General features: G+C 60.7%; 31 protein-coding genes. 17 read left to right on the forward strand and 14 right to left on the reverse strand.

Annotation, left to right across the window (positions count from 1 at the left end; all coding sequences use genetic code 11):
* Positions 1-16: 16 nt before the first annotated feature.
* Both nifA and nifL read right to left on the reverse strand, forming a co-directional pair.
* Positions 17-1,552 (reverse strand): nif-specific transcriptional activator NifA, encoded by a 1,536-nt coding sequence (gene nifA / locus ACYPYQ_RS01615; protein WP_459718460.1) that lies wholly within the window; start codon positions 1,550-1,552, stop codon positions 17-19.
* Complete coding sequence (gene nifL / locus ACYPYQ_RS01620; RefSeq protein WP_459718462.1) at positions 1,545-3,089, reverse strand: nitrogen fixation negative regulator NifL; 1,545 nt, start codon at positions 3,087-3,089, stop codon at positions 1,545-1,547. Before nifL ends, nifA begins: the two co-directional genes overlap by 8 nt.
* A gap of 256 nt (positions 3,090-3,345) precedes the next feature.
* Between nifL and rsxA the strand changes: the two genes are divergently transcribed.
* From rsxA to ACYPYQ_RS01670, 10 genes are read left to right on the forward strand one after another with little or no spacing between them, the layout of a single operon-like run.
* Entirely contained in the window at positions 3,346-3,927 is a 582-nt protein-coding gene (rsxA, locus tag ACYPYQ_RS01625) for an electron transport complex subunit RsxA (protein WP_459718465.1), read from the forward strand.
* Between the two features lie 10 nt (positions 3,928-3,937).
* Positions 3,938-4,474 (forward strand): RnfABCDGE type electron transport complex subunit B, encoded by a 537-nt coding sequence (locus ACYPYQ_RS01630; RefSeq protein WP_459718468.1) that lies wholly within the window; start codon positions 3,938-3,940, stop codon positions 4,472-4,474.
* Entirely contained in the window at positions 4,471-5,964 is a 1,494-nt protein-coding gene (gene rsxC, locus ACYPYQ_RS01635; protein ID WP_459718471.1) for an electron transport complex subunit RsxC, read from the forward strand. The genes ACYPYQ_RS01630 and rsxC overlap by 4 nt, the downstream gene beginning before the upstream one ends.
* The gene (locus ACYPYQ_RS01640) at positions 5,961-7,028 is read left to right on the forward strand and encodes an RnfABCDGE type electron transport complex subunit D (protein ID WP_459718474.1); all 1,068 of its coding nucleotides are present in this window, start codon (positions 5,961-5,963) and stop codon (positions 7,026-7,028) included. Before rsxC ends, ACYPYQ_RS01640 begins: the two co-directional genes overlap by 4 nt.
* Complete coding sequence (gene rsxG / locus ACYPYQ_RS01645; protein ID WP_459718477.1) at positions 7,028-7,648, forward strand: electron transport complex subunit RsxG; 621 nt, start codon at positions 7,028-7,030, stop codon at positions 7,646-7,648. The genes ACYPYQ_RS01640 and rsxG overlap by 1 nt, the downstream gene beginning before the upstream one ends.
* On the forward strand, positions 7,645-8,322 hold the full coding sequence (locus ACYPYQ_RS01650; protein WP_459718480.1) for an electron transport complex subunit E: 678 nt from the start codon (positions 7,645-7,647) through the stop codon (positions 8,320-8,322). Before rsxG ends, ACYPYQ_RS01650 begins: the two co-directional genes overlap by 4 nt.
* 9 nt (positions 8,323-8,331) lie before the next feature.
* On the forward strand, positions 8,332-8,613 hold the full coding sequence (locus tag ACYPYQ_RS01655) for an RnfH family protein (RefSeq protein WP_459718483.1): 282 nt from the start codon (positions 8,332-8,334) through the stop codon (positions 8,611-8,613).
* A gap of 38 nt (positions 8,614-8,651) precedes the next feature.
* Entirely contained in the window at positions 8,652-9,209 is a 558-nt protein-coding gene (locus ACYPYQ_RS01660; RefSeq protein ID WP_459718487.1) for a hypothetical protein, read from the forward strand.
* A 5-nt stretch (positions 9,210-9,214) separates the two neighbouring features.
* Positions 9,215-9,757 carry a flavodoxin gene (locus tag ACYPYQ_RS01665; protein ID WP_459718490.1) on the forward strand — a complete coding sequence of 181 codons (543 nt, stop codon included), beginning with the start codon at positions 9,215-9,217 and terminating at the stop codon, positions 9,755-9,757.
* A complete protein-coding gene (locus tag ACYPYQ_RS01670; protein WP_459718493.1) occupies positions 9,754-10,086 on the forward strand; it encodes a hypothetical protein in 333 nt (110 codons plus the stop codon). Before ACYPYQ_RS01665 ends, ACYPYQ_RS01670 begins: the two co-directional genes overlap by 4 nt.
* A 98-nt stretch (positions 10,087-10,184) precedes the next feature.
* Here the strand turns inward: ACYPYQ_RS01670 and ACYPYQ_RS01675 are convergent, their stop codons facing one another.
* From ACYPYQ_RS01675 to ACYPYQ_RS01730, 12 genes are all read right to left on the reverse strand, one after another.
* Positions 10,185-10,571 (reverse strand): glutaredoxin family protein, encoded by a 387-nt coding sequence (locus ACYPYQ_RS01675; RefSeq protein ID WP_459718496.1) that lies wholly within the window; start codon positions 10,569-10,571, stop codon positions 10,185-10,187.
* Positions 10,572-10,605: 34 nt separating this feature from the next.
* Entirely contained in the window at positions 10,606-11,343 is a 738-nt protein-coding gene (locus ACYPYQ_RS01680; protein WP_459718499.1) for a DNA/RNA non-specific endonuclease, read from the reverse strand.
* 107 nt (positions 11,344-11,450) lie between these two features.
* Positions 11,451-12,326, reverse strand: coding sequence for a DMT family transporter (locus ACYPYQ_RS01685; protein ID WP_459718504.1), 876 nt, complete (start codon positions 12,324-12,326; stop codon positions 11,451-11,453).
* A 319-nt stretch (positions 12,327-12,645) separates the two neighbouring features.
* The gene (locus tag ACYPYQ_RS01690) at positions 12,646-13,116 is read right to left on the reverse strand and encodes an ankyrin repeat domain-containing protein (RefSeq protein ID WP_459718509.1); all 471 of its coding nucleotides are present in this window, start codon (positions 13,114-13,116) and stop codon (positions 12,646-12,648) included.
* A gap of 123 nt (positions 13,117-13,239) precedes the next feature.
* Positions 13,240-14,769, reverse strand: a complete 1,530-nt coding sequence (locus ACYPYQ_RS01695) for a hypothetical protein (protein WP_459718513.1) — start codon at positions 14,767-14,769, stop codon at positions 13,240-13,242.
* Between the two features lie 2 nt (positions 14,770-14,771).
* Positions 14,772-15,041, reverse strand: coding sequence for a nitrogen fixation protein NifZ (locus ACYPYQ_RS01700; protein ID WP_459718517.1), 270 nt, complete (start codon positions 15,039-15,041; stop codon positions 14,772-14,774).
* Complete coding sequence (locus ACYPYQ_RS01705; RefSeq protein WP_459718520.1) at positions 15,038-15,442, reverse strand: bacteriohemerythrin; 405 nt, start codon at positions 15,440-15,442, stop codon at positions 15,038-15,040. Before ACYPYQ_RS01705 ends, ACYPYQ_RS01700 begins: the two co-directional genes overlap by 4 nt.
* Complete coding sequence (locus ACYPYQ_RS01710; protein WP_459718524.1) at positions 15,439-16,296, reverse strand: SIR2 family protein; 858 nt, start codon at positions 16,294-16,296, stop codon at positions 15,439-15,441. The genes ACYPYQ_RS01705 and ACYPYQ_RS01710 overlap by 4 nt, the downstream gene beginning before the upstream one ends.
* Before the next feature lie 161 nt (positions 16,297-16,457).
* Positions 16,458-17,831, reverse strand: coding sequence for a (Fe-S)-binding protein (locus ACYPYQ_RS01715; RefSeq protein WP_459718527.1), 1,374 nt, complete (start codon positions 17,829-17,831; stop codon positions 16,458-16,460).
* Entirely contained in the window at positions 17,828-18,445 is a 618-nt protein-coding gene (locus tag ACYPYQ_RS01720) for a glutathione S-transferase family protein (RefSeq protein ID WP_459718530.1), read from the reverse strand. Before ACYPYQ_RS01720 ends, ACYPYQ_RS01715 begins: the two co-directional genes overlap by 4 nt.
* A gap of 290 nt (positions 18,446-18,735) precedes the next feature.
* Positions 18,736-19,512, reverse strand: a complete 777-nt coding sequence (locus ACYPYQ_RS01725; RefSeq protein ID WP_459718534.1) for a hypothetical protein — start codon at positions 19,510-19,512, stop codon at positions 18,736-18,738.
* Positions 19,513-19,685: 173 nt separating this feature from the next.
* Positions 19,686-20,576, reverse strand: a complete 891-nt coding sequence (locus ACYPYQ_RS01730) for an NAD(+)--dinitrogen-reductase ADP-D-ribosyltransferase (protein WP_459718537.1) — start codon at positions 20,574-20,576, stop codon at positions 19,686-19,688.
* A 112-nt stretch (positions 20,577-20,688) separates the two neighbouring features.
* On the opposite strand from ACYPYQ_RS01730, the gene nifH reads away from it, so the two are divergent.
* From nifH to ACYPYQ_RS01765, 7 genes are all read left to right on the forward strand, one after another.
* The gene (nifH, locus tag ACYPYQ_RS01735; RefSeq protein ID WP_459718539.1) at positions 20,689-21,567 is read left to right on the forward strand and encodes a nitrogenase iron protein; all 879 of its coding nucleotides are present in this window, start codon (positions 20,689-20,691) and stop codon (positions 21,565-21,567) included.
* Between the two features lie 106 nt (positions 21,568-21,673).
* Positions 21,674-23,149 (forward strand): nitrogenase molybdenum-iron protein alpha chain, encoded by a 1,476-nt coding sequence (nifD, locus tag ACYPYQ_RS01740; protein ID WP_459718541.1) that lies wholly within the window; start codon positions 21,674-21,676, stop codon positions 23,147-23,149.
* A gap of 84 nt (positions 23,150-23,233) precedes the next feature.
* Positions 23,234-24,802, forward strand: coding sequence for a nitrogenase molybdenum-iron protein subunit beta (gene nifK, locus ACYPYQ_RS01745; RefSeq protein WP_459718543.1), 1,569 nt, complete (start codon positions 23,234-23,236; stop codon positions 24,800-24,802).
* 71 nt (positions 24,803-24,873) lie between these two features.
* Entirely contained in the window at positions 24,874-25,095 is a 222-nt protein-coding gene (gene nifT, locus ACYPYQ_RS01750) for a putative nitrogen fixation protein NifT (RefSeq protein WP_459718546.1), read from the forward strand.
* Between the two features lie 18 nt (positions 25,096-25,113).
* A complete protein-coding gene (locus tag ACYPYQ_RS01755; RefSeq protein ID WP_459718548.1) occupies positions 25,114-25,314 on the forward strand; it encodes a 4Fe-4S dicluster domain-containing protein in 201 nt (66 codons plus the stop codon).
* 132 nt (positions 25,315-25,446) lie between these two features.
* Positions 25,447-26,157 (forward strand): dinitrogenase iron-molybdenum cofactor biosynthesis protein, encoded by a 711-nt coding sequence (locus tag ACYPYQ_RS01760; RefSeq protein WP_459718551.1) that lies wholly within the window; start codon positions 25,447-25,449, stop codon positions 26,155-26,157.
* Positions 26,158-26,159: 2 nt separating this feature from the next.
* Positions 26,160-26,432 carry a DUF6129 family protein gene (locus ACYPYQ_RS01765; RefSeq protein ID WP_459718554.1) on the forward strand — a complete coding sequence of 91 codons (273 nt, stop codon included), beginning with the start codon at positions 26,160-26,162 and terminating at the stop codon, positions 26,430-26,432.
* Positions 26,433-26,491: the final 59 nt, after the last annotated feature.

The raw sequence follows: 26,491 nt of genomic DNA on the forward strand, positions 1-26,491 counted from the left end.
AATGGGATGCGGTGGCTCAGATCTGCTTCACCTTGATGTTCAGCGTCTGGATGCGGTAGGCGATCTGGCGTGGCGTCATGTCGAGCAGGCGCGCGGCCTTGGCCTGCACCCAGCCGGCCTGCTCCAGCGCGGCGATGACGCGCTCGCGTTCGTCCAGATGCGGATCGTCGAGGTCGACGTTCTGCACCGGCCCGCGCGAAGCGGAGATCTTCTCGTCGATACCGGTGAGCAGGATGGCGTCACGGTCTATGGTCTCGCCTTCGGTCATCACAGAGGCGCGCTCCAGACAGTTCTCCAGTTCACGCACGTTGCCCGGCCAGTCATGGTGCATCAGCACGCGCAGCGCGGCTTCTGTCAGGGAAAGCTTGCGGCCCTGCTGCGTGCTGACCTTGTCCACCAGGAATCGCGCGATGTCAGGGATGTCTTCCATGCGTTCGCGCAGCGGCGGCAGGGTCAGCGGCATCACGTTGAGGCGGTAATACAAGTCTTCGCGGAAGCGGCCCTTCTCCACCTCGGCTTCGAGGTCGCGGTGGGTGGCAGCGACGACGCGCACATCGACCTTGACGGTCTTGGTGCCGCCCACGCGTTCCAGCTCGCCTTCCTGCAGCACGCGCAACAGCTTGGCCTGGAACGATGCGGAGATCTCGCCGATCTCGTCGAGGAAAACGGTGCCGCCCTCGGCTTGCTCGAAGCGGCCCTTGCGTTGCGCCACCGCGCCGGTGAACGAGCCTTTCTCGTGGCCGAACAGTTCGCTCTCCAGCAAGGTCTCTGGCAGCGCCGCGCAGTTCAGTTTGACGAACGCGTTGCGTGCACGCGGCGAGTTGTAATGGATGGCGTTGGCGATCAGTTCCTTGCCGGTGCCGGTCTCGCCGCGGATCAGTACGGTGGTGTTCCACTTCGCCACCAACCGCACTTGCTCGAAGATGCGGCGCATCGACTGAGTGTGTCCGATGATGTTGTCGAAACCGTATTGCGCGCGCACGGTGCGGCGCAGACCGTCGCGCTCTTCCGCCAGCTCCTGTTTCTCCTGTGCCACTTCCTGCGACAGGCGCACGCTCTGCCCGATCAGGTTGGCCACCATCTCCAGGAAGCGCTTGTATTCGGCGAGCGGGATCAGCACCTCGGTGGAAGGTTGAGCGGCCAGCACGCCGACCACCTTCTTGCCGACCCTGATCGGTACACCGACGAAGGCACCCATGGGGTTGTAGATGCCCATGCGCGACAGGAAGCGCGGCTCGTCCATGATGCGCTCGACCACGATGCTGTCGCCGGTCTTGAGGATGGTGCCGACCACGCCTTCGCCCGGCAGGTAGCTCACCTCCTCGGTCACCGTGTCGGACACGCCGTACACCAGCGACACCTGCAACTCGCCGCTGGCTGCGTCGATCAGGCTGACCATGCCGCGCTCAAGCGACATGCCCTCGTGCAGCGTGTGCAGCACGCCGTCCAGCGTCTGCTTGAAATCGAGCGAATGCGACAGCACGCGGCTCACCTGGTACAACGTCTCCAGCTCGGCACGCAGCTGCTGCAGTTCGATGCGCGGATCAGCCATGCTGGCCTCCTGCGTTGAGTGGAAGTTGCACGCGCATGCGGCAGCCGTTGTGATAGTCGGGGTCTATGTCCAGCGTGCCGCCATGGCGGCTCACGACTTCCTGTGCCATGGCGAGTCCGAGTCCGAGGTGCTGTTTGCCGGCACCTTTTGTTGTGAAGAATGGCTGGAACACGGTGTAGCGCAGTTCGTCCGGCACGCCGGGGCCGCTGTCCTCCACCGTCACTTCCAGATGGTCCTGGTGCACGGTGCAGGCGATGCGCAATTCGCGCGCGCCGCCGCGCCGTTCGTTCATCGCTTCGATGGCGTTGGCCACCAGATGCTTGAACAGGTTTGTCAGCTGTGCGGGATGTGCGGCCAATGAGGCGGGCTGCGCGGCGGGCGACCATTCCACCACGATGCCCGCGCCGAGCAGCTTGGCGGTGGCGAGTTTCAGCACATCCACCAGCACGTCGTTGATGTCGATCAGTTGCAGCGTCTCGTCGTCCTGCTCCGGGATGCAGGCGCGCAAGGTCTCCAGCGCCTCGCGGCTCTTGCTGATGGCTTCCTCCAGTGCGCTGGCGGAGATGTCGCCGGAACCGGCAGGAACACTTTGGTTGGCAAGACGACGCTCCAGCATGGCGGTGGCCGCACTCAGCATGTTGAGCGGGCCTTCCAGCTGGAACACCGCGCCGGCCAGCGTCTCGCGCAATCCCTGGATGCGTTCTTGCTCCGCCAGCAGCGCGCGCAGGCTGTTGATGCGCAGGTCTTCCTGCTGGCGTTTCAGTTCGCTGATGTCCTGGATGGTGAGCAGCAGATAGTGTCGGCGTGCGGGCGCATAGAAGGCGTCGGCACCGACATCCTGTTCCTCGAACCAGGATACCGCGCAGGAGAACCAGCGCGTCGTTTTCTTCGGCGTCTCGATCTGCACTTCGCGCGCGGCGATGTTGCGGTGCTTCTGGTATGCGGTCGTGAACGTCTCGCCCATCTGCGCGCGAAGCGCGGCCAGCAGACGCGCGGCCGGCTCCTTGCCGAGGTCACCGATCAGTTTCTTGTATTCCTGGTTGTCGAGCAGCACATGCTCCTGTTCGTCCAGCAGCACGATGGCGACCTGCGCCGCGTCCACCACCGATTCGATCAATGTCTTCTGGTTCTGCACCTGGCGTTCCAGGCGGTGCACCTCGGTCACATCGCGCTGCATGCCGAGGAAGTGCGTGGTCTCGCCCTGTTCGTTCACCACCGGCGTGATGGTCACGTCGGCGAGATAGCGGCTGCCGTCCTTCCTTTTGTTAACCAGCAATCCGTTCCACGGACGCTGGCGCTGGATCTGCGCCCACAGCGTCTCGTACACCAGCTTGGGCGTGACGCGATAGGACAGGATGGATTCGTTGTGGCCGACGATCTCGTCCTGCCCGTAGCCGGTGATGCGCGAGAACGCATCGTTGGCATAGAGGATGTTGGCGCGCGCGTCGGTGATCGAGATCGCCAGCGCGGCCTGCGCGACAGCCTGCCGGAACAGGTGGGTCGGCAGGTTCTCCGGGGGCTGTATCGGGTCGGACATGGTTACTCCAGATTGGATGACACCATACATTCAGCAATAAGCATGCCCGACTCTTTCTGTTTTGCACTCAACGCCGCAGACACTGGGCGGATTGTTGTGTTTGCTACATCGGTGCCAGCACGGACCCGACAACGACAAGGGTTTTTTGCACCGTGCTGGTGCGGTGCGCGCCCAAATACCTGATTCAGTGCTCCCCCTTTCGGTGCGCGGCAGTTGGCACGGGCCTTGCAGAGCAGGGCACAGGAGAACGAACGCGATGGCTGAGATATTTCTACTGATATTGGGCACGGCACTGGTCAACAACGTGGTGCTGGTGAAGTTCCTGGGACTGTGTCCGTTCATGGGCGTGTCCAAGAAGATGGACGGCGCGCTCGGCATGGGCATGGCGACCACCTTCGTGCTCACCTTCGCCACTGCCGCCAGCTGGATGCTGGAGCACTGGCTGCTGCAGCCGCTGGGAATCCAGTATCTGCGCATCCTCGCCTTCATCCTCACCATCGCGGCGACCGTGCAGTTCACCGAGCTGGCGATCCGCAGATTCAGTCCGGGCCTGTATCAGGTGCTGGGCATCTATCTGCCGCTGATCACCACCAACTGCGCGGTGCTCGGCGTCGCGCTGCTCAACGTACAGGAGAAGAACGGTTTCATGCACAGCCTGTTGTACGGCTTCGGTTCCGCGCTCGGTTTCATGCTGGTGATGCTGCTGTTCACCGGATTGCGTGTGCGCCTCTCTCTGGCGCAAGTGCCCGCCGCGTTCGCGGGTGCGCCCATCGGTTTCGTGGTCGCCGGTCTGCTGTCGCTGGCGTTCATGGGTTTTGCCGGTTTGGCTTCTCATTGAGGAATAAAAGATGTTAGTCGCCGCCATCGTCAGTCTCACCGTCCTCGGCACCGTGCTCGGTCTGCTGCTCGGTCTGGCCGCGCGCTATCTGCGCGTGGAAGGGAATCCGATCATCGCCGAGATCGAGCAGATGTTGCCCGGCTCGCAATGCGGCCAGTGCGGCTACCCCGGCTGCACCGGCGCAGCGCAGGCACTGGCGGACGGTAGTGCGCCGGTCACACTGTGTCCGCCGGGCGGTGTGGCACTGGCGCAGGCGCTGGCGGACAAGCTGGGCGTGGAGGCCGACCTGTCCGGCGTGGAAGACAAGGGCCCGCAGGTGGCCGAAGTGAAGGAAGAGATCTGCATCGGCTGCACGCGCTGTTTCAAGGTCTGTCCCACCGACGCCATCATGGGCGCGGCGCAGCAGATCCATGTGGTGTTCCGCGAAGCGTGCACCGCATGCAGCAAATGTGTGGACGTGTGCCCGACCGAAGCACTGTCGCTGCAAGCGGTGCCGGTGACCTTGCAGTCCTGGTACTGGCACAAGCCAAAGTTGGAGGCAGTGTGAAGATATTCGAAAGATTCTTCTCCGGCATGCGCGGCGGCGTTCACCCCGAGGGCCGCAAAGACCTGTCGGCGGCGCGCGGCATCCGCGCGTTGCCGTTGCCGCAGCAGTTGTTCGTGCCCCTGCAGCAGCACATAGGCGCACCGGCCAAACCGGTGGTCAATGTGGGCGAACGCGTATTGAAGGGCCAGCTCATCGCCGCCGCGCAGGGAAACGTCTCCGCACCGGTACACGCGCCGACCTCTGGCATCATCGTCGCGCTGGGCGACCATGTCGCGCCACATCCTTCCGGCTTGCCGGTGCCGACCTTCACGCTGGCCTGCGACGGGTTGGAGGAGTGGGTGGCATTGCAAGCATGCGACGAGCCGTTCTCACTGGAAGCGGAAGACATCTCTGCGCGCGTCGCGGCGGCCGGCATCGTCGGTCTCGGCGGTGCGACCTTTCCTTCCGCACTGAAACTCAACCTCAGTCGCGGTGTGCAGACGCTGATCATCAACGGCGGCGAATGCGAACCGTATCTGACCTGCGACGACCGCATCATGCGCGAGCGCGCCACCGCCATCGTCGAAGGCATCACCCTGATCGCGCAGGCCGTCTCCGCCAAAGAGGTCATCGTCGGCATCGAGGACAACAAACCGGAAGCCATCGAGGCGATGCGCGGCGCGGCACGCGCGGCCAGCATGAAAGTGGTCGCCATGCCCAGCATGTATCCCATGGGTTCGGAGAAACAGATCATCCAGGTGCTCACCGGGCAGGAGATCCCCGCAGGCGGACGCCCCGCCGACATCGGTGTGCTGGTGCACAACGTCGCCACCGCCTTCTCCGTGCAGCAGGCGATCCGCTACGGCAAGCCGCTCATCTCGCGCATCGTCACCGTCAGCGGCGGTGCGATCAAGTCGCCCGGCAATGTCGAAGCGCTGGTCGGCACGCCGGTGCAACAACTGATCGATTTTGCGGGCGGCTATTCGCGTCCGGCTGCACGCATGGTGCTGGGCGGTCCGATGATGGGCCAGCACATCACCAATACCAATGTGCCCGTGGTGAAGGGCAGCAGCGGCATCCTCGCACTCACTGCGGACGAGATCGGTCAGGACGAAGCCTCACCGTGTATCCGCTGTTCCACCTGCGTGCGCGCCTGTCCGGTCGGCCTCCTGCCGCTGGAGATGGCGGCGCACATCCGCACTTCTGATTTGAGTGGCGCGGTCGATCTCGGTCTCAAGGATTGCATTTCCTGCGGCTCCTGTTCCTATGTGTGTCCGGCGCACATCCCGCTGGTGCATTACTTCAACTACGCCAAGGGCGATCTCGCCGCGCAGGAGCGCGCCAAGCTGAAACAGGAAGCCACCAAGAAACTGGCCGATGCACGCAGCGAACGCATCGCGCGCATCGAACGCGAACGCGCCGAGATGATGGCGAAACGCAAAGCGGCGCGCGAAGCTAAGGAACGCGCTGCGAAAGAAGCAGCAGCGAAAGCGGCCGAGGAGACTGCATGAACCCCATCGCCCATTCCCCCCACGCGCATGCGCAGAGTTCCATCGGCAAGGTGATGCTCACCGTGATGCTGGCGCTCACCCCGGCCACGCTGTTCGGTTTCTGGCTGTACGGTTGGCCTGCCATCCATCTGTGGGCGGTGGCGATCATCGCCGCCATCTTCGGAGAGGCTTTCGTCATCCGCATCCAGCAGCGCGCGGTGCGTCCGGTCATCATGGACGGCTCCGGCATCCTCACCGCATGGCTGCTGGCCTTGTCGCTGCCGCCGTATGCGCCGTGGTGGATCGCGGTGCTGGGCAGTCTGTTCGCAGTGGTGGTCGGCAAGCAGATCTTCGGCGGGCTGGGACAGAACGTGTTCAATCCGGCGATGGCGGCACGCGTGATGTTGCTCATCTCGTTCCCGCTGGAGATGACGACCTGGGGCGCTCCATTGCCGCTGACTTCTCCGAACGGATTGAATCTGATCGAGGGTCTGCGTGTCACCTTCCTGTCGCAACCGATAGACGGCATGGCCAGCGCTTCGCTGCTCGGTCATGTGAAGACCGAATTCACGCGCGGCATCGGGCTGGATCAGGCACTCGCCGGTTTCTTCACACCTATGGACGCGCTGTGGGGGATACGTGCCGGCAGTCTGGGTGAGACGGCAGCGTTATTGTTGCTACTGGGCGGTCTGGTCCTGATCGCGCGCCGCATCATCACCTGGCATGCGCCGGTCGCCATGTTGCTCGGTGTGGCCGTGCCCGCGCTGATCTTCAGCCTCATCGACGGTAACCACTATGCCGGGCCACTGGTGCATCTACTGTCCGGCGGGGTGATGCTGGGCGCGTTCTTCATCATCACCGATCCGGTCACTTCACCGAATACGGCCAAAGGTCAATTCATCTTCGGTCTGGGCTGCGGCCTGCTCACTTGGGTCATCCGCACCTGGGGCGGCTATCCGGAAGGCGTGGCCTTCGCCGTGCTGCTGATGAATGCCGCCACGCCGCTGATCGACCAATACGTCAAACCGCGCATCTACGGCCGCGACAGCAAGGGCGCTGCATTGCCCGCGAAGAAGGGGGTGTGATGAAGCTCGCAGAATTGCGCACCAGGCTGGGATATCAGTCGCTGCTGCTGGGCGGTGTGGCCTTGCTCACCAGTGCGGCGCTGGCTTTCGCCGCGCTGCTCACCGGGCCGGAAATCAAGGCTGCGGAAGAGGCCGATCTCAAGCAATCGCTGACCCAGGTGTTGCCGGGCAGCTACGACAACGACTTGCTGAAAGACACCGTCTCCCTGCACGGCGAAGCAGGAGAAGTGCTGGTTTATAGAGCAAGACGCACCGGCAAGGTGGAAGCGGTGGTGTATCGCGTCACCGGTTACGGCTACTCGGGTGCCATCGTATGCATGATGGGCGTGTCGCGCGAAGGGAAGGTTCTCGGCGTGCGCGTCATCAAACATGCGGAGACACCTGGTCTGGGCGACAAGATCGAACCGGCCAAGGCGAAATGGATATTCGACTTCGACGGCAAGTGGCTGGGCGAACCGCCCGTAGACAAATGGGCGGTGAAGAAGGATGGCGGCGTGTTCGACCAGTTCGCCGGCGCCACTATCACGCCGCGTGCAGTGGTGAAAGCGGTGAAGGGCGGCTTGGTGTTCTTCGAAGCGAACAGGGCGGCTTTGCTGGATGAAGCGGGAGGTGTGAGATGAACGAGAAATACGGCCGTATCACGCGCGAAGGCCTGTGGAGCAACAACGTGGTGTTTGCGCAGATGCTTGCGCTGTGCCCGACACTGGCGGTGACCAGCACGGCCACCAACGGATTGGGCATGGGGCTGGCGACCACCGCAGTGCTGCTTCTATCAAACATCATCGTGTCCGGCGTGCGCCAGTTGGTCAGTCCCGAGGTGCGCATCCCGGTCTACATCGTGCTGATCGCCACACTGGTGACACTGCTAGACATGGCGCTCAATGCTTGGGTGCATGAACTCTACAAAGTGCTCGGCCTGTTCATCGCGCTGATCGTGGTGAACTGCGCCATCCTTGGCCGCGCCGAATCGTTCGCCTCGAAGAACGGTGTGGCGGATGCGGCGCTGGACGGTTTGATGATGGGCCTGGGTTTTACGCTGGCGCTGGTGGCACTGGGCGGCGTGCGCGAGATACTGGGCAGCGGCACCTTGTTCGCCAACGCGCACCTGTTGCTGGGCTCCGCGTTCGCCTTCCTCGAGACCACTATCGTGCCGGACTACAAGGGCTTCCTGCTGATGATCCTGCCGCCGGGCGGCTTCATGGCGCTGGGTTTCCTGTTGGCGGCCAAGCGCGTGTATGACCGCCGTCGCGCCGAACGTGCAGAAGCCGTGGCCGCCGCCACGGTCGCGGGCTAGGAGAACGGAATGCAAGTCGGCATCGCATACTCCGAACCCGTCAACCAGCTCTGGCTGCGTATCGAAGTGCCGGAGGAGGCCACCGTGCAGCTCGCAATCGAGCAGTCCGGCATCCTCAGGAAATTCCCGCATATCGACCTGGCTGTGTACAAGGTCGGCATCTTCGGCAAGCTGGCCGAGCTGGATGCTGTGCTCAAGCCGGGCGATCGCATCGAGATCTATCGTCCTATCACTGCCGATCCGGCGACGGTGCCGCGCCGCGTGTTCGCCGGTGAAGACGACGATGAGTGACACCATTTTTCTTTAACCAACCGACAGGAAGTAAAACCATGCTATTCGATACCTACGAAACCAAAGGCCTGCTGTTCAACATGAACTTCAAGGAGACAGACGGCAAGTACGCCGGTTATCGCGGCGACCTCGTGCTGGAACTGGGCGAAGTGGGCGATGCACTCGGCCACCGCAAACCGCCCGTGTCCACCATCAAGAACACCGTGGTGCTGGCTGAAGACGACAAGATCAAGATGTATGTCGGCAGTCTGGACGATCTGGCATTGCTGCCGCGCATCCTCGACTACTACAAGGCGGACTTCGCCGCCGATGTGAAGATCATCCTGTTCGTGGTGAACATCGCCAAGCCGCTGGTGATCGAGAAGGATGGTTACTCCATCATCGCCATCTCCATGCAGGAAGGCCTGATCTGGAACGAGCTGATCGACATGGCCGCGCTGGACAAGGGCGACTTCAAGGGTCAGTCTCCGACCACCAAGATCGTGACCGTGTACAAGGCGCTGTCCGACTACAAACCCAAGGGCGACAAGGTGTCGTTCGACGAAGCACTGACTCGTACCGTCGAGTTGACCAGAGCCGGTCGCGGCCCGGTCTAAGTCTCATGCCCAGAGTCGGCTTGTTCTTCGCCAGCAGCACCGGCAACACGCGGCGCATCGCCAAGGCCATCAAAAAACGTTTCGACGACGAGACGATGGCCGAGGCGTTGAACGTCAACAAGGCGACGCCGGAACTGTTCGCCAGTTACGACCTGCTCATCCTCGGCACCTCGACCTTGGGTGCGGGCGCCTTGCCGGGGCTGTCGACCGACTGCATGGGCGGCGGCTGGGAAGAGTTCCTGCCGCAACTGGAATCGCTGGACTTCAGCGGCAAGACCATCGCCCTGTACGGACTGGGTGACCAGAACAAATATGCGGAGGAATTCGTCGATGCGATGGGTATCCTGTACGAGTTCTTCAAAGCACGCGGTGCAAGTTTCGTCGGCGCATGGCCGGCCGATGAATACGAGTTCATCGCATCCAAAGCACTGGTCGACGATGACTTCGTAGGCCTCGCGCTGGATCAGGAGAACCAGAAACTATTGACCGATGCGCGCGTGGAAGCCTGGCTGAAACAGATCGCGCCCGCGTTCGGATTGCCGCTATGAGCAATAAGCGCGCTGCCATGTTCCGCAGCCTGCGTGCCAAGCATCGCCAGCAGGCGATGATCGTCGGCGTGGTCGGCTACACCGCCGAGACTTGGGCGCAGGTGAAAGCCACGGCGACTGATCCGCAATGTTTCGAAGAGACATTCGAGAGATGGAAGGACGTTGCCGTCTCCGCCCGGCGCGAGTTCCAGCGTTCCGGCGTGCAAGCAGTGGAGTATCAGATAGAGCCGCAAGTGTTCGCTGACTGGTGTGCGCAGCATCAGCAGCAGAACGATGCAAAAGCGCGCGCCGAGTTCGTGTCAGAGAAACTGAGCGCGGTTTACCGGTAACCCACCTGAATACGGCACAACGCTGCACCATCGGGGAGCGCTGCTTTCCGGTTTGGTGCATGAGTAGTATGGCTCAGGGCTTCCAGCGGCATCGTGAATCAGGCGAAGCGCTGCTGCAGATACCGGATGATGTCGCCGGACTCGTACATCCACTGTACCTGACCATCGTCGCCGGTGATGCGCAGGCAGGGCGTCTGAACTTTGCCACCGCCTTGCAGCAAAGCTTCTTTATGTTCCGCTTCATGCTGTGCATCGCGCAATTCTATCGGAAGCGACAAGCGCCCCATCTCATGCCGCACCTTGATGCAGAACGGGCAGGTCTTGAAGTGGTACAGCGACATCTTTGCGCATTCGCGTTCGACCTGCTGCTGGGCCTCCGCACTGCGCACCACGCCTTTCGGCATCGCCAGCTTCGCCCAGAGCAGCATGAACGGCATCAACACCAGGCGCAGTGTGCGGAAGAACATTCGTATCAAGGTTCTCATTTTTTGTCCTTTCGTTTTTCGTGTGGCGGGGGAGTTAGCTGCCACGATAGTTGGGCAGGAAATCCATCCCGGTGCGTTTTACTAATTCGATGTAGCTGATCGGTTTGCCTGCTTTCGCCGCATCATGATTGTCGATCCAGTGCGCCCATGTCTTGTTCGCGGACGGGTCGTAGACCAGCTTGAACAGATGTTTAGGTACCCAGACGCGGTTGCTGCCGATGGTGGAGGGCGCGGCATCGAACACCGGGCCGGTGATCACATACACATCCCCTTTTGCGCGCAACACGTATTTGCGCGTGTCCTTCTCGATCCTGGCCCATGCCTTGCGATTGTTGATCGGTGCCTGCGGCACCATGTTGGCGAGCGAGAAACTCTGCGCCATCGTTTCCGGTGTGGCCATGTCTGCAGCGGGTGCCATGTGGCCGCGGTCATAGCCGGAACCATTGTAGTCCTCCAGTTCGGCGCGTTCCGAGAGAGGCAGGCGTGCGTCGGCGAAGAATTCATCCGTGCGCTTCTCGTGCGCGGTTTGCAGGGTCTTGCGGTTCAGTTTTTCAGCGACGTAGAGCGGCGTGCGACTTTGCCCGGAATGCAAGACGGCGAACGCAGTGAAGCAGAGCGCACGCGTCTCATTGGCTTGCGGTTGAAGGACGATAGGCGGACTCTGGTTGGCGAATAGCTGGCGGCATTGTCCAAAATCGTTTTTGTCGGCAGATGCGTGAGACGAGAAAGCGAATGAGGCGGTGAAGACAAGTGCGTAGAGGAGGCGCTGCATAAGACTCTTGGTGAAGAACGACGCGCGAGTCTATAACAATAAGCAGGGGCAACTCATCGAATGAGCCGCCCCCGAGTGTCAGTAGTCACAATCTTTCTGCGGTTTATCTATCCCGCTTTCACCCGGCGCCCGCCCCACTGATGCAAGGCTAACCCGAGCACGATGCTGGCCGTGCCCAGCCAGACCTGCGGCAGGATGGCTTCGTTGTTCAGCGCGTGGCCGAGCAGCAGCGCCATCACCGGGGTGATGAGGGTGATCAGTGCGACGCGGGCAGTGTCCATGTGCTTGATCAGGTAGTAATACAGCGCGAAGCCGAGCACCGAACCGAACACGCCCAGATACAGAGTCGCCGCGATGGACTGTTGCGGTGCGCCGTGCGGCACATGGCCGTCCAGCACGAACCACGCCAGCAGGAACAGCGGCAGCGACACGGCCAGCGTGCCGCAGGTCATCGCCAGCGGCGGGCTGTCGTCGCCGATGCGCTTCACCCAAACCAGGCCGAGCGATTGCGCGGTGACGGCGCACAGCAGCGTGACGATGCCGAAGCCCGCGTTCGAGCCGAGGTCGAGTCCGCCGTAGAACACCATCACCAGACCGAGTACGCCCAGCAGCATGCCCGCTACTTTGTTGCGGCTGAGCGTTTCCTCTTCCAGCCACAGCATGGCACCCAGACTGGTGATCAGCGGCGACAGGCCGAACAGCACGGCGATCATGCCCGAGCTGACATATTGCGCCGACCAGTAGGTAAGCGCCATCGCGGCGAACATGCTCACGCCGCCCGCGACATAGGCCATACGCGCTTTGCGGTGCAGCGGGAAGCGGATACGGAACAGCGCCAGCAGGGCGATGCACAGCAGGACGCCGATCGCCATACGCGCAAAGACCGCAAAGCTGAACCCGATACCGAGCGAGCTCCACTTGATGGCGAGCGGCGTGGTGGACCAGATCAGGACGACAGAAACAAATGCTGCCGGAAGCGACATGATTTTCTCCATGGCTCAACTAACAAGCCGTTCGCCTGAGCCAAGTGGCGAACGGTGAAAAACAAAAAGGCCACAGAGGGAAGTCTGTGGCCTTGGGGATATCGTTACGACGGACTACGAAACTACTGCGAACCTCCCGGGCCACTGCGCGCAATGCGCCATACCGCGCGCTTCATCGCGACGGGTAGGGCTCGTACGTTGCAGTGGTGGTGTTGGGATCTCATGGGGTGGATTATCGTCATGCGGCCAGCCCGGCGTCAACGGAAATCTGTCGCCGGGCCATCCAGTGTGCTGCGCACTGGCAAGCGAGAACCCTGGCTCAGGCACAGACGGTCTTGCGAGCATCCTTGAGCAGGCGCAAACACTGCAGGTCGGCTGCCAGCTCCAGCGCGGTGAAATCGTCATGCGTCATCAGCTCGGTGTTCGCCCCCGCTTCCAGCAACAGTTCCACCAAGGGCGCCTTGCCTGCCGAGGCGCAGTAGATCAGCGCGGTCGCGCCGTTCACGTTCTGCGTGTCCAGCGGCGCACCGGCCTTGATGAGTTCGGCAACGCATGCCGCGCTGTTGGAATAACAGGCGAACCACAATGCTCCGTTGCCGTCGTTGTTCAGCAGCGCCGGGTCGGCACCACGCTTGAGTAGCGACCGGACCACGTCCAGATCGCCGGTCTGTGCGGCATACATCAACGGTGTGGTGCTGTTCGCCAGTGGGCGGTTGATGTCGGTCTCCACCGGGTCGCTGACATGGAATCTGGCCTGCGCCAGCCAGCAGCGGAGTTGATTGTCGTTCATGCGTGTTCCTTTCCGGGATGGGTTGCCAAAGCGCGGATGTTTCCGCGCGCAGGCCGCTCAGAGTTCAGGATGGGAAAAGAGTTCATTTTGATGGATGATTCTGCACAAGTCACTTGCGATGTCTTATGCGTAGGCAGGCAGGGTGGATATGCGCGCATCGTCCAGCGCCATGCCGATGGCATAGTGGTAGATCACCTGAAATTGCGCATCCTTGAGGCCCAGCACCTCGTGATCGGCATCGTCGAAGAAGCAGCCGATGCCGGTACCGCGCCAACCGGCGGCTTCGGCCTCCAGCGTGAGGATGTGGCCCAGCATGCCCGCTTCCCAGTGCAGGTGGCGGTAGGCGGCGGCATCGTGGGCGATGGGTGCTTCGAACTCGGCCAGCATCATGAATGTGACTGCGCAATGTGCGGCGATATCCTGATGGCAGGACAGGGTACGTGCGGTCTTTCCCGCTTGGGCGGTGACCAGGCGATAAAGCGGCAGGGTGTCATCGGCGACCTGCCAGGAGAAGCTGTCGCGCAGGGCTGACCCCAGTGATTCAACGACATCGGCGCGCGGCAACACATACAGGCCGGGTGCGACGCCTTCCACGCGGTGCACCAGCAACACCGGATGCACGCGCGGCGTGTGCGGCCACAGTTGCCACACCGGTGAGCCGCCTGCCAGAAGTGAACTCAGCATGCGTTTGAACAAGGAGTGCGGTATCACCGATACGCCGTCGAAGGCTTGTGCACTGCGGCGCTTCAATATCACTTGTGCGGCGCGTATGTCGGATGCATCGGTGTGCGTGGCGATCGCCTGCGCGGCAGATGCTGTCGCGGGCAGTGCGCCGCGCGTGGCGGCAGCGACCTCCTCGATCACCGGCCATTGGTACAGCGGACGCGGATCGAGCAGGCTGGGTGTGCCCGCGTAGTGCTGCCATGAAGTGGGTACATTATCTTCTGCATGCAGCGCCACGATCACTTCCGCCTCTTCCGTTTCCACGCCGCTGAAATCCTCGCTGCGATCCACGCCAAGCGCCTGCGCGACCTTGTTGGAGTCTAGGCGCAACAAGCGCGGTTGCCAGCCGTGCAGTGCTGCCGCGTAACTCACCGCCGCCAGCACATGGCCCATGTCGAGCTGGCAATAACGGAAGGCGCGCTCGCCGTACTTCCATGCTTCGCGCCAGTGGATGGAACTGAAACCCAGCCATACGCCGGGTGCGAATGTTCCGTCGTTCCAGGCGCGTCGTTCGAGCGCGTGATACAGGTTCTGATAGTGGTGCAGCCCGTCCGCGATGCCCGGTACTTGCGAGGTGATCAGCCAGCTTTCGGTGGGATGCAGGTTGCCAGAGGAAGGATGCGCGCGCAGCGACCAGCGCGAACCGGCGTATTCCTTCCATGCGGTGAGGCCGAGCGAGAGGCGCAAGAAGGAACCGAGATTGTGCGCATCGAACGGCAACGGTGCACGCGGCGCACCGAGTTCGCCCCATGCGATGTCATCGACGACCACTTCTCGCGGCAGCGCGGTCTGCGTGCAGCCAGTCCAGTCGCGGAACGCGGCCGGTTGTGCCTCCCAGTCCAGCGTACCGGGTCCGGCGGCGTAGCGGTCCAGTGCGTGTTTGCTGCGCACGTGATAAGTCATCACACGCGCAGCGCGTGGGTTGGACATCCTCAGTTCAGCCCGCTCAATTCGTCAGTTAGACAGCCGATGGGTTCGCCCAGCGTTCCTTCGGCGTCGATCTCGAAACGCACCAGATAGATGGCCTCGTCCGGTAGTTCCTTGGCATGGCCGACATTGACCACCACGCCGCGCGTACCGGCCGCGGCCAGCAGTGCGCCCACCGCCACATCGGGGATGCCGCTCTCGCCGGTCTCTTCCACCGGTTCGTTGAAAAGGTCGTATACGGCGAACACCATGTCGCCCATGTTATACATGCTCATACCGTCTCCTTCTGTTTCTTCAGGTGCATCGCCAGTGCCGCGTCCATCATGGCGACGTGCGTGTCGAACCAGTCCATCAGGCCATCCTTCACATAGGCGCGCACCAGCGGCAGGTGACCGCGCTTGAGGCTGCGGTTGAGTTGCTGCATCTCGCCCAGCACGCGGTGATGCTCTCCTTCGTGTTCCGGCAGGCCGCGATATTTCGATTCGCGCATCAGTTTACCCTCTGCGATGAAATGTTCACGGGTATGTGCGACCAGCGTCTGGAACAGCGCAGGGAACTCGGCAGGGCCGGCGGCGCTGAGCGCGGCCACCTGCGCGATGAATTCGCGGTGCGTGTCGTCGAATTCCGCCATCCCGAGCGTATGGCGTGCGTCGTCCCATGCGGAGGGATGCGTCATGCAGCTTCCAGCGCGGTACTCACCCCTTGCGCGGCGGCGAGCAGGTCGGCCACATCGGCGTTGACGATCTCGATGTTGAGGCGGTCGAGGTAACGCTTCTCCTTGTCGGTCGGATGCGGGATCAGCGCCCATCCTGCGGGCTTGTCCGCGCCGAAGATGATGTCGGAGAACACCATGCGGTCGGTGTCGCGGTTCAGGCGCAGGCCCAGCGTCACGTAGCGCTTGTTCTGGCGCGAACGCTTGATGAAGGACGGGATGGCGAAGCCGCCCATCAGTTCGGTGATGTAGTCGACGAAGTCGGCGTCCGATGCGATGTAGTTCGATTCCGGTGTCGGCGTGCCCAGCGGTTTGAACAGGATGGGCAGACTGCTGTCGACGGCTTCCTGCTCGACGGAGGTGTAGCTGGTGCCGTCGTAGTGGTAGAGCTTGAAGCGGAACGCCGTGCCCGACATGCGCGCGATGCCCACCACCAGCGTGTGCGGCGTGCCCGCATACTGCAGTTGCATCTGCGTGTCGCGGTTGGCGTCGATCATGTAGGGCAGCTTCTGCTCGCCCAGCCAGGCGTGCAGGGGCGATGTGCTCCACTGCATGTCCTTGTAGGTCGCATCGAGGAAGTTGTTCACTGCCTTGCGGCCGCGCTTCAATTCGATGTTCATCGCCGCGCGCGGGAATTCGTACATCAGCTTTGGCGCCATCGGCTGGCCGTTGTTCATCGCCAGGATCAGGCTATCGCTGTCGGCGGGGATCGCCTTGCCATTGGCATCGGTCACGCCGTTCAGGGCGCCGGGGCCGAGGTAGGGCACGACGCTGCCATCGCGCAGGCCGGATAAGATGTCGTCGAATGCTTTGCTCATGGGTCATGACTCCTGTCAGTAGGGATGCCATTCCATTCGCAATAATCACGCCAGCCATGCGAAGCCTGTAACAGTGGGGTTTGTGGGGCAGGGAGCTTGGTAGCAAACCCGACAAAGGCTAAACCGTTGTCGGGAATGGGTGCGGGGGTAGAGCGGATCGATTACTGGATCGCGCGTTGCAGCACCTGCGCCAGATGGTGAGATTCGCGTGCAGCGCCGTCGCGGATCTGTTGGCGGCAACTGGTGCCGTTGGCGATCACCAAGGTGTCCGTTTCAGCGGCACGTACCGTGGGCAACAAAGACAATTCGCCCATCTGCATCGACACATCGTAATGCTCCGCCTCCATGCCGAACGACCCTGCCATGCCGCAGCAACTCGACTCGATCAATTCCACCTGCAAGTCCGGCACCAGCTTCAATACCTTTTGCATCGCGGGCATCACTCCGAATGCCTTCTGGTGACAGTGACCGTGCACCAGCACTTTTTCCGGAATGGATATCAAGGGCAGGTTCAAACGTTTCGCATCATGTTCGCGTGCGAGGAACTCTTCCAGCAGCACGGCTGCGTTGGCGACCTTGCCAACACGTTCACCCAGTCCTAGCGAGTGATATTCGTCGCGCAACATCAGCAGGCAGGAAGGCTCCAACCCGATGATGGGCAGACCACGTTCAGCGAACGGTGATAGCACCTCCAGCATGCGCGTCGCTTCTGCGCGCGCCTCGTCTATCAATCCGTTGGAATGGAAAGTGCGGCCGCAGCACAGTGCGCGTTCACCTGCTTCTGGTTGTGCGATGTGCACTGTGTAGCCCGCAGCTTGCAACACATCCAGCGCCGCCTGTGCGATCTGCGGATCAAGGTGGTTGGAGAAGGTGTCCACCAGCAACACGACTTCGCGCGCCGCCACGTTCCCGAATAGTGTTCGCGGCACACTGGAAAGAAAATCCTGCGCCGCCGCCTTGGGCAGAGAACGTTGTGCGGCGATGCCCAGCCAGCGTTGCATCGCTTTCGCGACCAGCGGTACGCGAAGGCGCAACGCACCAATCAAATTGAGATGCTTCAGATGCTTCGCGTAGCGCGGTGTGAATGCGAACAAGCGCTCGCGCAATGGCACGTGGCCGAGTCGCTGCCAGCGCTGCGCCAGTGCTTCCACGCGCAGCAAGGCCATATCCACACCGTGCGGACACTCGCTCTTGCAGCCTTTGCAACTGACGCAATACTCCATCGCCTCGGTCAGCTCTTTGCTCAGGAATGGATGAGCGCCCAGTTCGCCGTCGAGCGCGGCCTTGAGCATGACCGCGCGATGATGCGTGGAATGCTTCTCGTCATCAGTGGCGCGGAAGCTGGGACACATCACGCCCTTGTCTTTCTTCTGACAATGGCGCTTGCCCATGCACACTGCCGCCGCCTTGGCATAACCTCCACCAGTTGCGGGCGCTGCTGCGCTCTCTCCGAAACCGCCGAAATCAAAACTGCAGTAGCTCTCGTAAGCCGACCAATCGAGTTGGGTCTGTATCTGTGCAGGCTTCTCGCTCATACCCGGTAACCTTCTTCCATCAGCACACGACGCACCGCAGGGCGTTGCAGCATGCGCTGGTAATGCGCCAGACAGTTAGTCGGCAGTTCCAGCTTGATCTTGTCCGCCCAGAATTCCACATAGAACAGCGCCGCATCCGCGATGCTGAAACTGCCGACCACATATTCCTTGCCCGCCAACACTTCGTTCATCACCGCAAAACCCTTGCTCACGATCTCGCGACCACGCGCCTGGATCGCTGCATGCTCGGTTGTGTTGGAAGAATAGTTCTCAGTAGTAAAGATGCGCGTGTAACCCGAACCGTGGATCGTGCCCACCACGTAATCCAGCGTCTCGATCACGCGCACCTCGCCCTCCACATCGTCCGGCAACAACTTGGATTTTGGATATTTGCGCGCCAGCCACCACGCGATGGCCTGAAACTCGGTGATGGACGAACCATCATCGCGCACCAGCGTCGGGATCGTGCCCTTGGGATTCACCGCCAGGTTCTCCGGCATGAGATGGTCGCCCGCCAGCAGGTTTACCAGATACACCTCGAACACCAGCTCCAGCTCTTCGAGCAGGATGTGGATACCGGTCGAGCACGAGCCGGGTGTCATGTAGAACTTCATTTTCTATTCCCAGCGTAAATAACGAACGCGACGCCACAACGAACGCTGGCGATGTCGGATTGCCTACAACCGTGATGCGCTACCTGAGAAGGCGGCAGATGTTGGGGTTGCAGGGGTCAGACTGTGGTCAGTCGATGTTGCAGAGTGCTACTGGGAGATGATGAGCAAGAAGCCGGCCAAGGAGTAGGCGCGGGAGGGATTGTGACTGACTGTTAATAACCCATAGCAGTCGTTGCTGGAAACAATTGTGATGCTGACCCCGTCAGCTCTCACAAGTGCTGTCGTCATGATTATTTCCCCTTAAATAATCTGTTGCATGGACAATTTTGGGTGGTCACTTCTTCCCGCTCACAGTATTTCAAACAAGCCTCATAAGTTGGCTGCCTTCTAAACCAACCGATTCCAGACCAGCCCCCATCACCTGTACGAATCATCTCAGGACAATTACTACCAAGCCCTCCGGCAATTCCAGATGCCTCCCTCAGAATGGTTTTGTACTCCGGCGTGCTGATGGGACGGTTCTTGTCATTCACACCTGCGGCCGTATAAAAGGACTTCAGCAGGCTGGAGGCTGGTCTGCCAACGATGACATTGGCCGTTGCACCGATGAGCCCCTGCGGCAGCTCGTCCAGTGTGATGCGCTTCCACTGCTTGCCCTCGTACTTGAACAAGACCTGCGGCGGATTGGGTCTGCCCCATTTGTTGTAGGCGATGCAGCCTGCCGGGTAGGTGGCGAGATAGGGCACGCCGCTGACGACATCGAAACGGAAGTGGTTGAGGCTGTTCGGCTCGGGCACGGAATCGCGGAAGTCGTTTTTCCAGACGATGCTTTTGTTGTCCGGCAGGTTGAAGGTGACGGTCTCTTCCAGCGGTGTGCGTTCGCGACTGTCCAGATAGGCAAAGCCGCCCAGGGTGTAGTAGCGTTCCGCGACGATGACCTGCCCGTCGTGCAGTTTCACCTCTTCCTTCCACTGCATCGAGGACGAGCATGCGCTGATGGTTGAACCCAGCAGCAAGACCAATCCCAGTGTTGCGATTTGTTTGATCATTCCGTTTTGCTTGCTCATGCCGATTCCTTCCACTGTGCTAAAGGGGGCAGCATCGAATTTATCTTGAACAGGATTCATGCCCGAAAGCTATCCCGCCATTGCAGCGGGGTCAATATGCCAAAGTATCTATGCTTGGCCTATATATCCAAGTGGCCGCTTCTGGCCGATAGTAGACCATAGTCGCCGGGATTTTAATACGCCGCCATCCCCACCTCATACAAACCACCGATCACCGTGTACTCATCCTCCCCCTGCAACATCCCCGGTAGCAATCTCGAATAGCAGAACACTTTGGCCAGTGGCACTTGCGCGGTGAGCAGGTAGTCGCCGAATTCGTCGGCGCGTTCGCGGTTGGATGTGAAAGAGTTGAGGTTGTTGAGAAGGACGATGCGGTTCTTGTTCTCCAGCGTTGAGAGGGTCTCGTGTTCGTCCATGCGGTTCACGCCGCGATAGAGCGTGAGGTGCGTTTCGCCGGGATGTTGTCTGGTGAGTTCGTATTGGCAGTAGGTGTAGAGCAGGTCGAACTGTGCTTCGAGTGCGTTGGTGCCGTACAGGGCGGTGGCGCGCATCTCAAGATATCTTCTGTATGCCTCGCCGGAAAAATCCCTGATCTGTCCGCCATGGTGTCTGGGCAGCAATCCGAATCTTGATTCCACCCAGCCTTTCAATGCCGCGCCTTCCGCGCCGTCCGAATCGAAACTCCAGCCGCGCATCATGCGCAGGTAGTCGGCTTTCAATCTTTTATGCAGGGTGCTGTCGGTGTAGCCCGCTTGTTCCGGCTGGTCCAGATAGAAGCAGGCATTCATGTGGATGCTGAAAGCGCGGGCGCGTTCGTGCGCGTCGTCCAGCGTGTCGAGCAACTGGAACAGGCCGTGGTGGAACTGTGCGACGCCGTCGAGTTCGAGCGGCACGGGCGCGCGCTGGAAGGTGAGGCCGCCGAGGATGTCGGCGGGCAGGTTGCAGCGGTTGATGGGCAGGCGCGCGTGGCGCGGCAGGCTTGTCGCTACTCCTACAAAGCGCTCGTCCTTGTTGTGTTCCCCATCCCCTCCATGGGTTTGCGCTTGAGTGGAATTGCGTTTCATTTCAGTCGCTTGGGGATTTGTCGGTGGGGTGGCACAGAGCTTGCGATGTAAAGGGTGCGAGCGAGAGAACTTCAATCGCGACTTAAATTTTGCAACTCTCAAGGAGACTAACATGGCACTGCGTCAATGCGCAATTTACGGGAAGGGTGGTATCGGTAAGTCCACTACGACCCAGAACCTGGTAGCGGCTCTTGCTGAAATGGGCAAGAAAGTAATGATCGTCGGTTGCGACCCCAAGGCCGACTCCACCCGCTTGATTCTGCACTCGAAGGCTCAGAACTCCGTGATGGAACTGGCTGCTGAAGCCGGTAGCGTCGAGGATCTGGAACTCGAAGACGTGTTGTCGGTTGGTTACGGCGGCGTGAAGTGCGTTGAGTCCGGTGGTCCTGAGCCCGGCGTCGGCTGTGCCGGCCGCGGTGTTATCACTGCCATCAACTTCCTGGAAGAAGAAGGCGCTTACGACGACGAACTCGACTTCGTGTTTTACGACGTGTTGGGTGACGTGGTTTGCGGCGGTTTCGCGATGCCGATCCGCGAGAACAAGGCGCAGGAGATCTACATCGTTTGCTCCGGCGAAATGATGGCGATGTATGCCGCCAACAACATTGCCAAGGGCATCGTGAAGTATGCGAACTCCGGCAGCGTGCGTCTGGCAGGTCTGATCTGCAACAGCCGTAACACCGACCGCGAAGATGAACTCATCATCGCCCTGGCTGCCAAGCTGGGCACACAGATGATCCACTTCGTGCCGCGCGACAACGCTGTGCAGCACGCCGAGATCCGTCGTATGACCGTGATCGAGTACGACGCCAAGGCAAAACAGGCTGACGAGTACCGCGCTCTGGCGAAGAAGGTTGTGGACAACAAGAAGTTCGTTATCCCCACCCCGATCACCATGGACGAGCTGGAAGAACTGTTGATGGAATTCGGCATCATGGAAGTCGAAGATACCTCCATCATCGGCAAGACGGCTGCCGAACTGGCTGCCTGATAAAAGGGCTTGAGAGTGGCGGGTCGGCAGCGTCCGGTCCGCCAGCCTCACCGAAATGAAACTCTGACGGACGCCACAGATTAGTGGGTCAATTAAGGAGAATGAAATGACAGCATTAACACGCGAAGAAACCCAGGCCCTGATTCAAGAGGTGCTTGAGGTCTATCCGGAGAAAGCAAAGAAAGACCGCGAGAAACACCTCGCCGTCAATGATCACTCTATCGAGCAGTCCAAGAAGTGCATCACCTCGAACCGCAAATCGTTGCCGGGCGTGATGACCATTCGCGGTTGCGCATACGCCGGTTCCAAAGGCGTGGTGTGGGGCCCGATCAAGGACATGATCCACATTTCCCACGGCCCGGTCGGCTGCGGTCAGTATTCCCGCGCCGGTCGCCGTAACTACTACGTCGGTACCACCGGCGTGAACACCTTCGGCACGATGAACTTCACTTCCGATTTCCAGGAAAAGGACATCGTGTTCGGCGGCGACAAGAAGCTCGCCAAACTGATCGGCGAGATCGAGCAGCTGTTCCCGCTGAACAAGGGTATCTCCGTGCAATCCGAGTGCCCGATCGGTCTGATCGGTGACGACATCGAGGCTGTTTCCAAGAAGGCCGCCAAAGAGATCGACAAGCCGGTCGTGCCGGTGCGCTGCGAGGGTTTCCGCGGCGTGTCGCAATCGCTGGGTCACCACATCGCCAACGACGCGATCCGTGACTGGGTCCTGCCGCGCCGTGATGGCAAGGCATTTGAGAGCACGCCTTACGACGTGGCCGTGATCGGCGACTACAACATCGGCGGCGACGCCTGGTCTTCCCGCATCCTGCTGGAAGAGATGGGTCTGCGCGTTGTTGCACAATGGTCCGGTGACGGCACCATCGCCGAGATGGAGAAGACACCCTACGTCAAGGTCAACCTGATCCACTGCTACCGTTCGATGAACTACATCGCGCGCCACATGGAAGAGAAGTACAACATCCCCTGGATGGAATACAACTTCTTCGGCCCGACCAAGGTTGCCGAGTCGCTGCGTGCCATCGCCGCCAAGTTCGACGACAAGATCAAGGAAGGTGCCGAGCGCGTCATCGCCAAGTACCAGCCGCTGATGCAAGCCGTCATCGACAAGTACAAGCCGCGTCTGCAAGGCAAGCGCGTCATGCTGTACGTGGGCGGTCTGCGTCCGCGTCACGTGATCGGTGCCTATGAAGACCTGGGCATGGAAGTGGTCGGTACCGGTTACGAGTTCGCGCACGGCGACGACTACGATCGCACCATCAAGGATATGGGCAACGCCACACTGCTGTACGACGACGTCACCGGCTTCGAGTTCGAGGAATTCGTCAAACGCGTCAAGCCCGACCTGGTCGGCTCCGGCATCAAGGAAAAGTTCATCTTCCAGAAGATGGGTGTTCCCTTCCGCCAGATGCACAGCTGGGACTACTCCGGCCCGTACCACGGCTACGACGGCTTCGCCATCTTCGCCCGCGACATGGACATGACTTTGAACAACCCGTGCTGGGGCAAGATGCAGGCACCGTGGCTGAAGAAAGCTGATTCCGAAGCGGAAAAGAAGGCAGCGTAAGAAACAAGCGGGCGGTGGCGACGCCGCCCATCTATCAATCTGTGCCGGCATCTGCAAATTGGCAGTGCGGCTAAGGAGATAAAAATGCAACAAGCTGATGACATCAAACCCTGTTATCCATTGTTCCGTCAGGACGAGTACAAGGAATCGCTGACCAACAAACAGAACGCTTTCGAAGAGCGCCATGAAGCCGACAAGATCGCCGAGACCTTCAAGTGGACCACCACGATGGAGTACCGCGAACTCAACTTCAAGCGCGAAGCGTTGACCGTTAACCCGGCCAAGGCCTGCCAACCCCTGGGCGCGGTGCTCTGCGCACTGGGCTTCGAGAAGACCATGCCGTACGTGCACGGTTCGCAAGGCTGCGTGGCTTACTTCCGCACCTACTTCAACCGTCACTTCCGCGAGCCGGTCTCCTGCGTTTCCGACTCCATGACTGAAGACGCAGCCGTTTTCGGCGGTCAGAAGAACATGATCGACGGTCTGGAAAACTGCCGCGCCATCTACAAGCCGGACGTGATCGCCGTATCCACGACCTGCATGGCCGAAGTTATCGGTGACGACCTGAACGCCTTCATCCGCAACACCAAGAAGGCCGGCAACATCCCCGAGGACTATCCTGTTCCGTTCGCGCACACCCCGTCTTTCGTGGGTTCGCACGTCACCGGTTGGGACAATATGTTCGAAGGCATCATCGGCTACTTCACCCGCAACAGCATGGACGACAAGGTTCCGGGCAAGAACGGCAAGATCAACATCGTTCCCGGCTTCGAGACCTACCTCGGCAACTACCGCGTCATCCATCGCATGCTGGACGAGATGGGCGTTGCACACACCATGCTGAGCGATCCGACCGAAGTGCTGGATACACCGGCTGACGGCCAGTTCCGCATGTACGCCGGCGGCACGACCCAGGACGAGATCAAGGATGCACCGAACGCGACCACCACTTTCCTGATGCAGCCGATGCAACTGGAAAAGACCAAGAAGTTCCTCGACACGACATGGAAGCATGAAGTGCCGAAGCTGAACATCCCGATGGGTCTGGAGTGGACCGACGAGTGGCTGATGAAGGTCTCCGAAGTCACCGGCAAGGCGATCCCGCCCTCGTTGCTGAAAGAGCGCGGCCGCTTCGTCGACATGATGACCGACAGCCACACCTGGCTGCACGGCAAGAAGATCAGCCTGTACGGGGATCCAGACTTCACGCTGGGCATGACCAAGTTCCTGACCGAACTGGGCATCGAGCCGCTGCACGTGCTGTGCAACAACGGCAGCAAGAAGTGGACGAAAGCCATGCAGAAGATGCTGGACGAGACTCCCTACGGCAAGAACACCCAGCTGTTCGCGGGTGCCGACCTGTGGCACTTCCGTTCGCTGGTGCTGACCGAGAAGCCGGACTTCATGATCGGTAACTCCTACGGCAAGTTCATCCAGCGCGACACGCTGGCCAAGGGCAAGGAGTTCGAGGTTCCGCTGATCCGTATCGGTTTCCCGATCTTCGATCGTCACCACCTGCATCGCGCCACCACACTGGGCTATGAAGGTGCCATGCAGATGCTCACCACACTGACCAATGCAGTGCTGGAGCGTCTGGACGAAGAGACCCGCGGTATGGGAACCACCGACTACAACCACGACTTGGTGCGCTAAAGCACAGCCTTTCACCCCCTCTTCCGCTTGCGGGAGAGGGCTGGGGAGAGGGTGAAGGAAAGGAAGTAGTCATGGCAAACATCATGATCCAAGGCAGCAAAGGTGCGTACGTGTTCTACCTGCCCAAGCGCGACCTCGAGGACGCCATCGTTTCGATGGAGTTCGACACCCCGGAGAAGTGGGGCGGCGAGATCAAGCTCAACAATGGCGGCACGTATTACATCGAGCCGCAGCCTGCACCGGCACGGTTGCCGATCTCGTTGCGTGCCAAGCGTCTGGATGCGGCGGAATAAACGACTAGGAGAATTATCATGGCATATAAGATCAATGCTGACCTGTGCACTGGTTGCGACGACTGCGTGGCGGATTGCCCCACGGCTTCCATCAGCGTGAAGAAGGGCGTGTACGTCATCAACGCCAACGAATGCACCGAGTGCGAAGGCGATTTCGACAAGCCGCAGTGCGTGAAGGTTTGCCCGATCAAGGGTTGCATCACGCAGATCGCAGCGTAACAAATCTCCGTTCATGGTTGGCCAATCCGGCTGTGAACGGACCCATTCAGTAGCCCGGAAGGAGTCCTTCGACAAGCTCAGGACAGGCTTGGTGAAATCCGGGATACAAAGCAGCAAACAAGAGGTACCGATATGACTACCACCACCGTCATCACCAAAGCCGCCGCACTGCGCATCGCGCAAGCCGCGCGCGTCCTCGCCGATGTGAATGCGGGTGCGTTTGCGGCCAAGCTGGGGGATAACCTCGGTCTGCCGATCACCGAAGAGAAACTCGCCAAGGTGACCGTGGCCGACATCAAGCTCATCCTCTCCGGCGAAGAGACGGTCGATCCGGACATGGATAGCGCCTCGATCAAGCTGGCCGTGCGCCATCTGTGGGGCCAGGCCGCCGATGCCGAGGACCTGCCGCCGGTGGCCGCCTATAAAGATGGCGACATACCCGGGAGTCTGCGCGTGGCAGTGGCGTCGAATACCGAAGAGAACCTGGATGGCCACTTTGGCTCCTGCCCGCGCTTCCTCGTCTATCAAGTCGGTCGCGACGAGATCCGTCTTGTCGAGATCCGCTCCACCAGCCTCACCGACGAGGCCGAAGACAAGAACGTCGCGCGCGCCAACCTCATCAAGGATTGCCAGATCGTCTACGTGCAATCCATCGGCGGCCCGGCAGCGGCCAAGGCCGTGCGCGCCAACATCCATCCGGTGAAAGCACCGGAAGGCGGCAAGGCCAGCATCGCGCTGCAACGCCTGCAAGCCGTGCTCGACGCGCCGCCGCCCTGGCTGGCCAAGATACTCGGCGTGGAAGCCAAATCGCTGAGCCGTTTCGCCGGTGTGGAAGACGACTGACCATGCTTTCCATCGCCACATTGCAGCAGATCGCCGACGCGGCCACTTCCATCGGCACGCTGAACGATGCCACGCTGGACTCGTTGAAGAAGAGCTGGCCGGATCTGCGTTTCACCTTCTGCAACGACGATGACATGCCCGCGCGCCTGCCGCCTGCGTTGCAGGGCGGGAAGTTCAACGTCTATCTGGTGGGCGGCGGCGAACACTGCCTGAGCCTGACTCAGGATATGGAACATGCCATCGGCGTCGTTCTGGCGCAGGTGGATGAAGAATGAACAAGAATAGTTTTGGGGGAATCGTTTATAACTAAAACGCTTGCATAACGAAAATAATA

This window comes from Sideroxyarcus sp. TK5, from assembly GCF_054601595.1.

What these genes read in the sequence shown, in the direction of transcription:
- nifA (WP_459718460.1), bottom strand. Translation starts at nt 1,552, where the DNA reads ATGGCTGATCCGCGCATCGAACTGCAGCAGCTGCGTGCCGAGCTGGAG.
- nifL (WP_459718462.1), bottom strand. Translation starts at nt 3,089, where the DNA reads ATGTCCGACCCGATACAGCCCCCGGAGAACCTGCCGACCCACCTGTTC.
- rsxA (WP_459718465.1), top strand. Translation starts at nt 3,346, where the DNA reads ATGGCTGAGATATTTCTACTGATATTGGGCACGGCACTGGTCAACAAC.
- ACYPYQ_RS01630 (WP_459718468.1), top strand. Translation starts at nt 3,938, where the DNA reads ATGTTAGTCGCCGCCATCGTCAGTCTCACCGTCCTCGGCACCGTGCTC.
- ACYPYQ_RS01640 (WP_459718474.1), top strand. Translation starts at nt 5,961, where the DNA reads ATGAACCCCATCGCCCATTCCCCCCACGCGCATGCGCAGAGTTCCATC.
- rsxG (WP_459718477.1), top strand. Translation starts at nt 7,028, where the DNA reads ATGAAGCTCGCAGAATTGCGCACCAGGCTGGGATATCAGTCGCTGCTG.
- ACYPYQ_RS01650 (WP_459718480.1), top strand. Translation starts at nt 7,645, where the DNA reads ATGAACGAGAAATACGGCCGTATCACGCGCGAAGGCCTGTGGAGCAAC.
- ACYPYQ_RS01655 (WP_459718483.1), top strand. Translation starts at nt 8,332, where the DNA reads ATGCAAGTCGGCATCGCATACTCCGAACCCGTCAACCAGCTCTGGCTG.
- ACYPYQ_RS01660 (WP_459718487.1), top strand. Translation starts at nt 8,652, where the DNA reads ATGCTATTCGATACCTACGAAACCAAAGGCCTGCTGTTCAACATGAAC.
- ACYPYQ_RS01665 (WP_459718490.1), top strand. Translation starts at nt 9,215, where the DNA reads ATGCCCAGAGTCGGCTTGTTCTTCGCCAGCAGCACCGGCAACACGCGG.
- ACYPYQ_RS01670 (WP_459718493.1), top strand. Translation starts at nt 9,754, where the DNA reads ATGAGCAATAAGCGCGCTGCCATGTTCCGCAGCCTGCGTGCCAAGCAT.
- ACYPYQ_RS01675 (WP_459718496.1), bottom strand. Translation starts at nt 10,571, where the DNA reads ATGAGAACCTTGATACGAATGTTCTTCCGCACACTGCGCCTGGTGTTG.
- ACYPYQ_RS01680 (WP_459718499.1), bottom strand. Translation starts at nt 11,343, where the DNA reads ATGCAGCGCCTCCTCTACGCACTTGTCTTCACCGCCTCATTCGCTTTC.
- ACYPYQ_RS01685 (WP_459718504.1), bottom strand. Translation starts at nt 12,326, where the DNA reads ATGTCGCTTCCGGCAGCATTTGTTTCTGTCGTCCTGATCTGGTCCACC.
- ACYPYQ_RS01690 (WP_459718509.1), bottom strand. Translation starts at nt 13,116, where the DNA reads ATGAACGACAATCAACTCCGCTGCTGGCTGGCGCAGGCCAGATTCCAT.
- ACYPYQ_RS01695 (WP_459718513.1), bottom strand. Translation starts at nt 14,769, where the DNA reads ATGTCCAACCCACGCGCTGCGCGTGTGATGACTTATCACGTGCGCAGC.
- ACYPYQ_RS01700 (WP_459718517.1), bottom strand. Translation starts at nt 15,041, where the DNA reads ATGAGCATGTATAACATGGGCGACATGGTGTTCGCCGTATACGACCTT.
- ACYPYQ_RS01705 (WP_459718520.1), bottom strand. Translation starts at nt 15,442, where the DNA reads ATGACGCATCCCTCCGCATGGGACGACGCACGCCATACGCTCGGGATG.
- ACYPYQ_RS01710 (WP_459718524.1), bottom strand. Translation starts at nt 16,296, where the DNA reads ATGAGCAAAGCATTCGACGACATCTTATCCGGCCTGCGCGATGGCAGC.
- ACYPYQ_RS01715 (WP_459718527.1), bottom strand. Translation starts at nt 17,831, where the DNA reads ATGAGCGAGAAGCCTGCACAGATACAGACCCAACTCGATTGGTCGGCT.
- ACYPYQ_RS01720 (WP_459718530.1), bottom strand. Translation starts at nt 18,445, where the DNA reads ATGAAGTTCTACATGACACCCGGCTCGTGCTCGACCGGTATCCACATC.
- ACYPYQ_RS01725 (WP_459718534.1), bottom strand. Translation starts at nt 19,512, where the DNA reads ATGAGCAAGCAAAACGGAATGATCAAACAAATCGCAACACTGGGATTG.
- ACYPYQ_RS01730 (WP_459718537.1), bottom strand. Translation starts at nt 20,576, where the DNA reads ATGAAACGCAATTCCACTCAAGCGCAAACCCATGGAGGGGATGGGGAA.
- nifH (WP_459718539.1), top strand. Translation starts at nt 20,689, where the DNA reads ATGGCACTGCGTCAATGCGCAATTTACGGGAAGGGTGGTATCGGTAAG.
- nifD (WP_459718541.1), top strand. Translation starts at nt 21,674, where the DNA reads ATGACAGCATTAACACGCGAAGAAACCCAGGCCCTGATTCAAGAGGTG.
- nifK (WP_459718543.1), top strand. Translation starts at nt 23,234, where the DNA reads ATGCAACAAGCTGATGACATCAAACCCTGTTATCCATTGTTCCGTCAG.
- nifT (WP_459718546.1), top strand. Translation starts at nt 24,874, where the DNA reads ATGGCAAACATCATGATCCAAGGCAGCAAAGGTGCGTACGTGTTCTAC.
- ACYPYQ_RS01755 (WP_459718548.1), top strand. Translation starts at nt 25,114, where the DNA reads ATGGCATATAAGATCAATGCTGACCTGTGCACTGGTTGCGACGACTGC.
- ACYPYQ_RS01760 (WP_459718551.1), top strand. Translation starts at nt 25,447, where the DNA reads ATGACTACCACCACCGTCATCACCAAAGCCGCCGCACTGCGCATCGCG.
- ACYPYQ_RS01765 (WP_459718554.1), top strand. Translation starts at nt 26,160, where the DNA reads ATGCTTTCCATCGCCACATTGCAGCAGATCGCCGACGCGGCCACTTCC.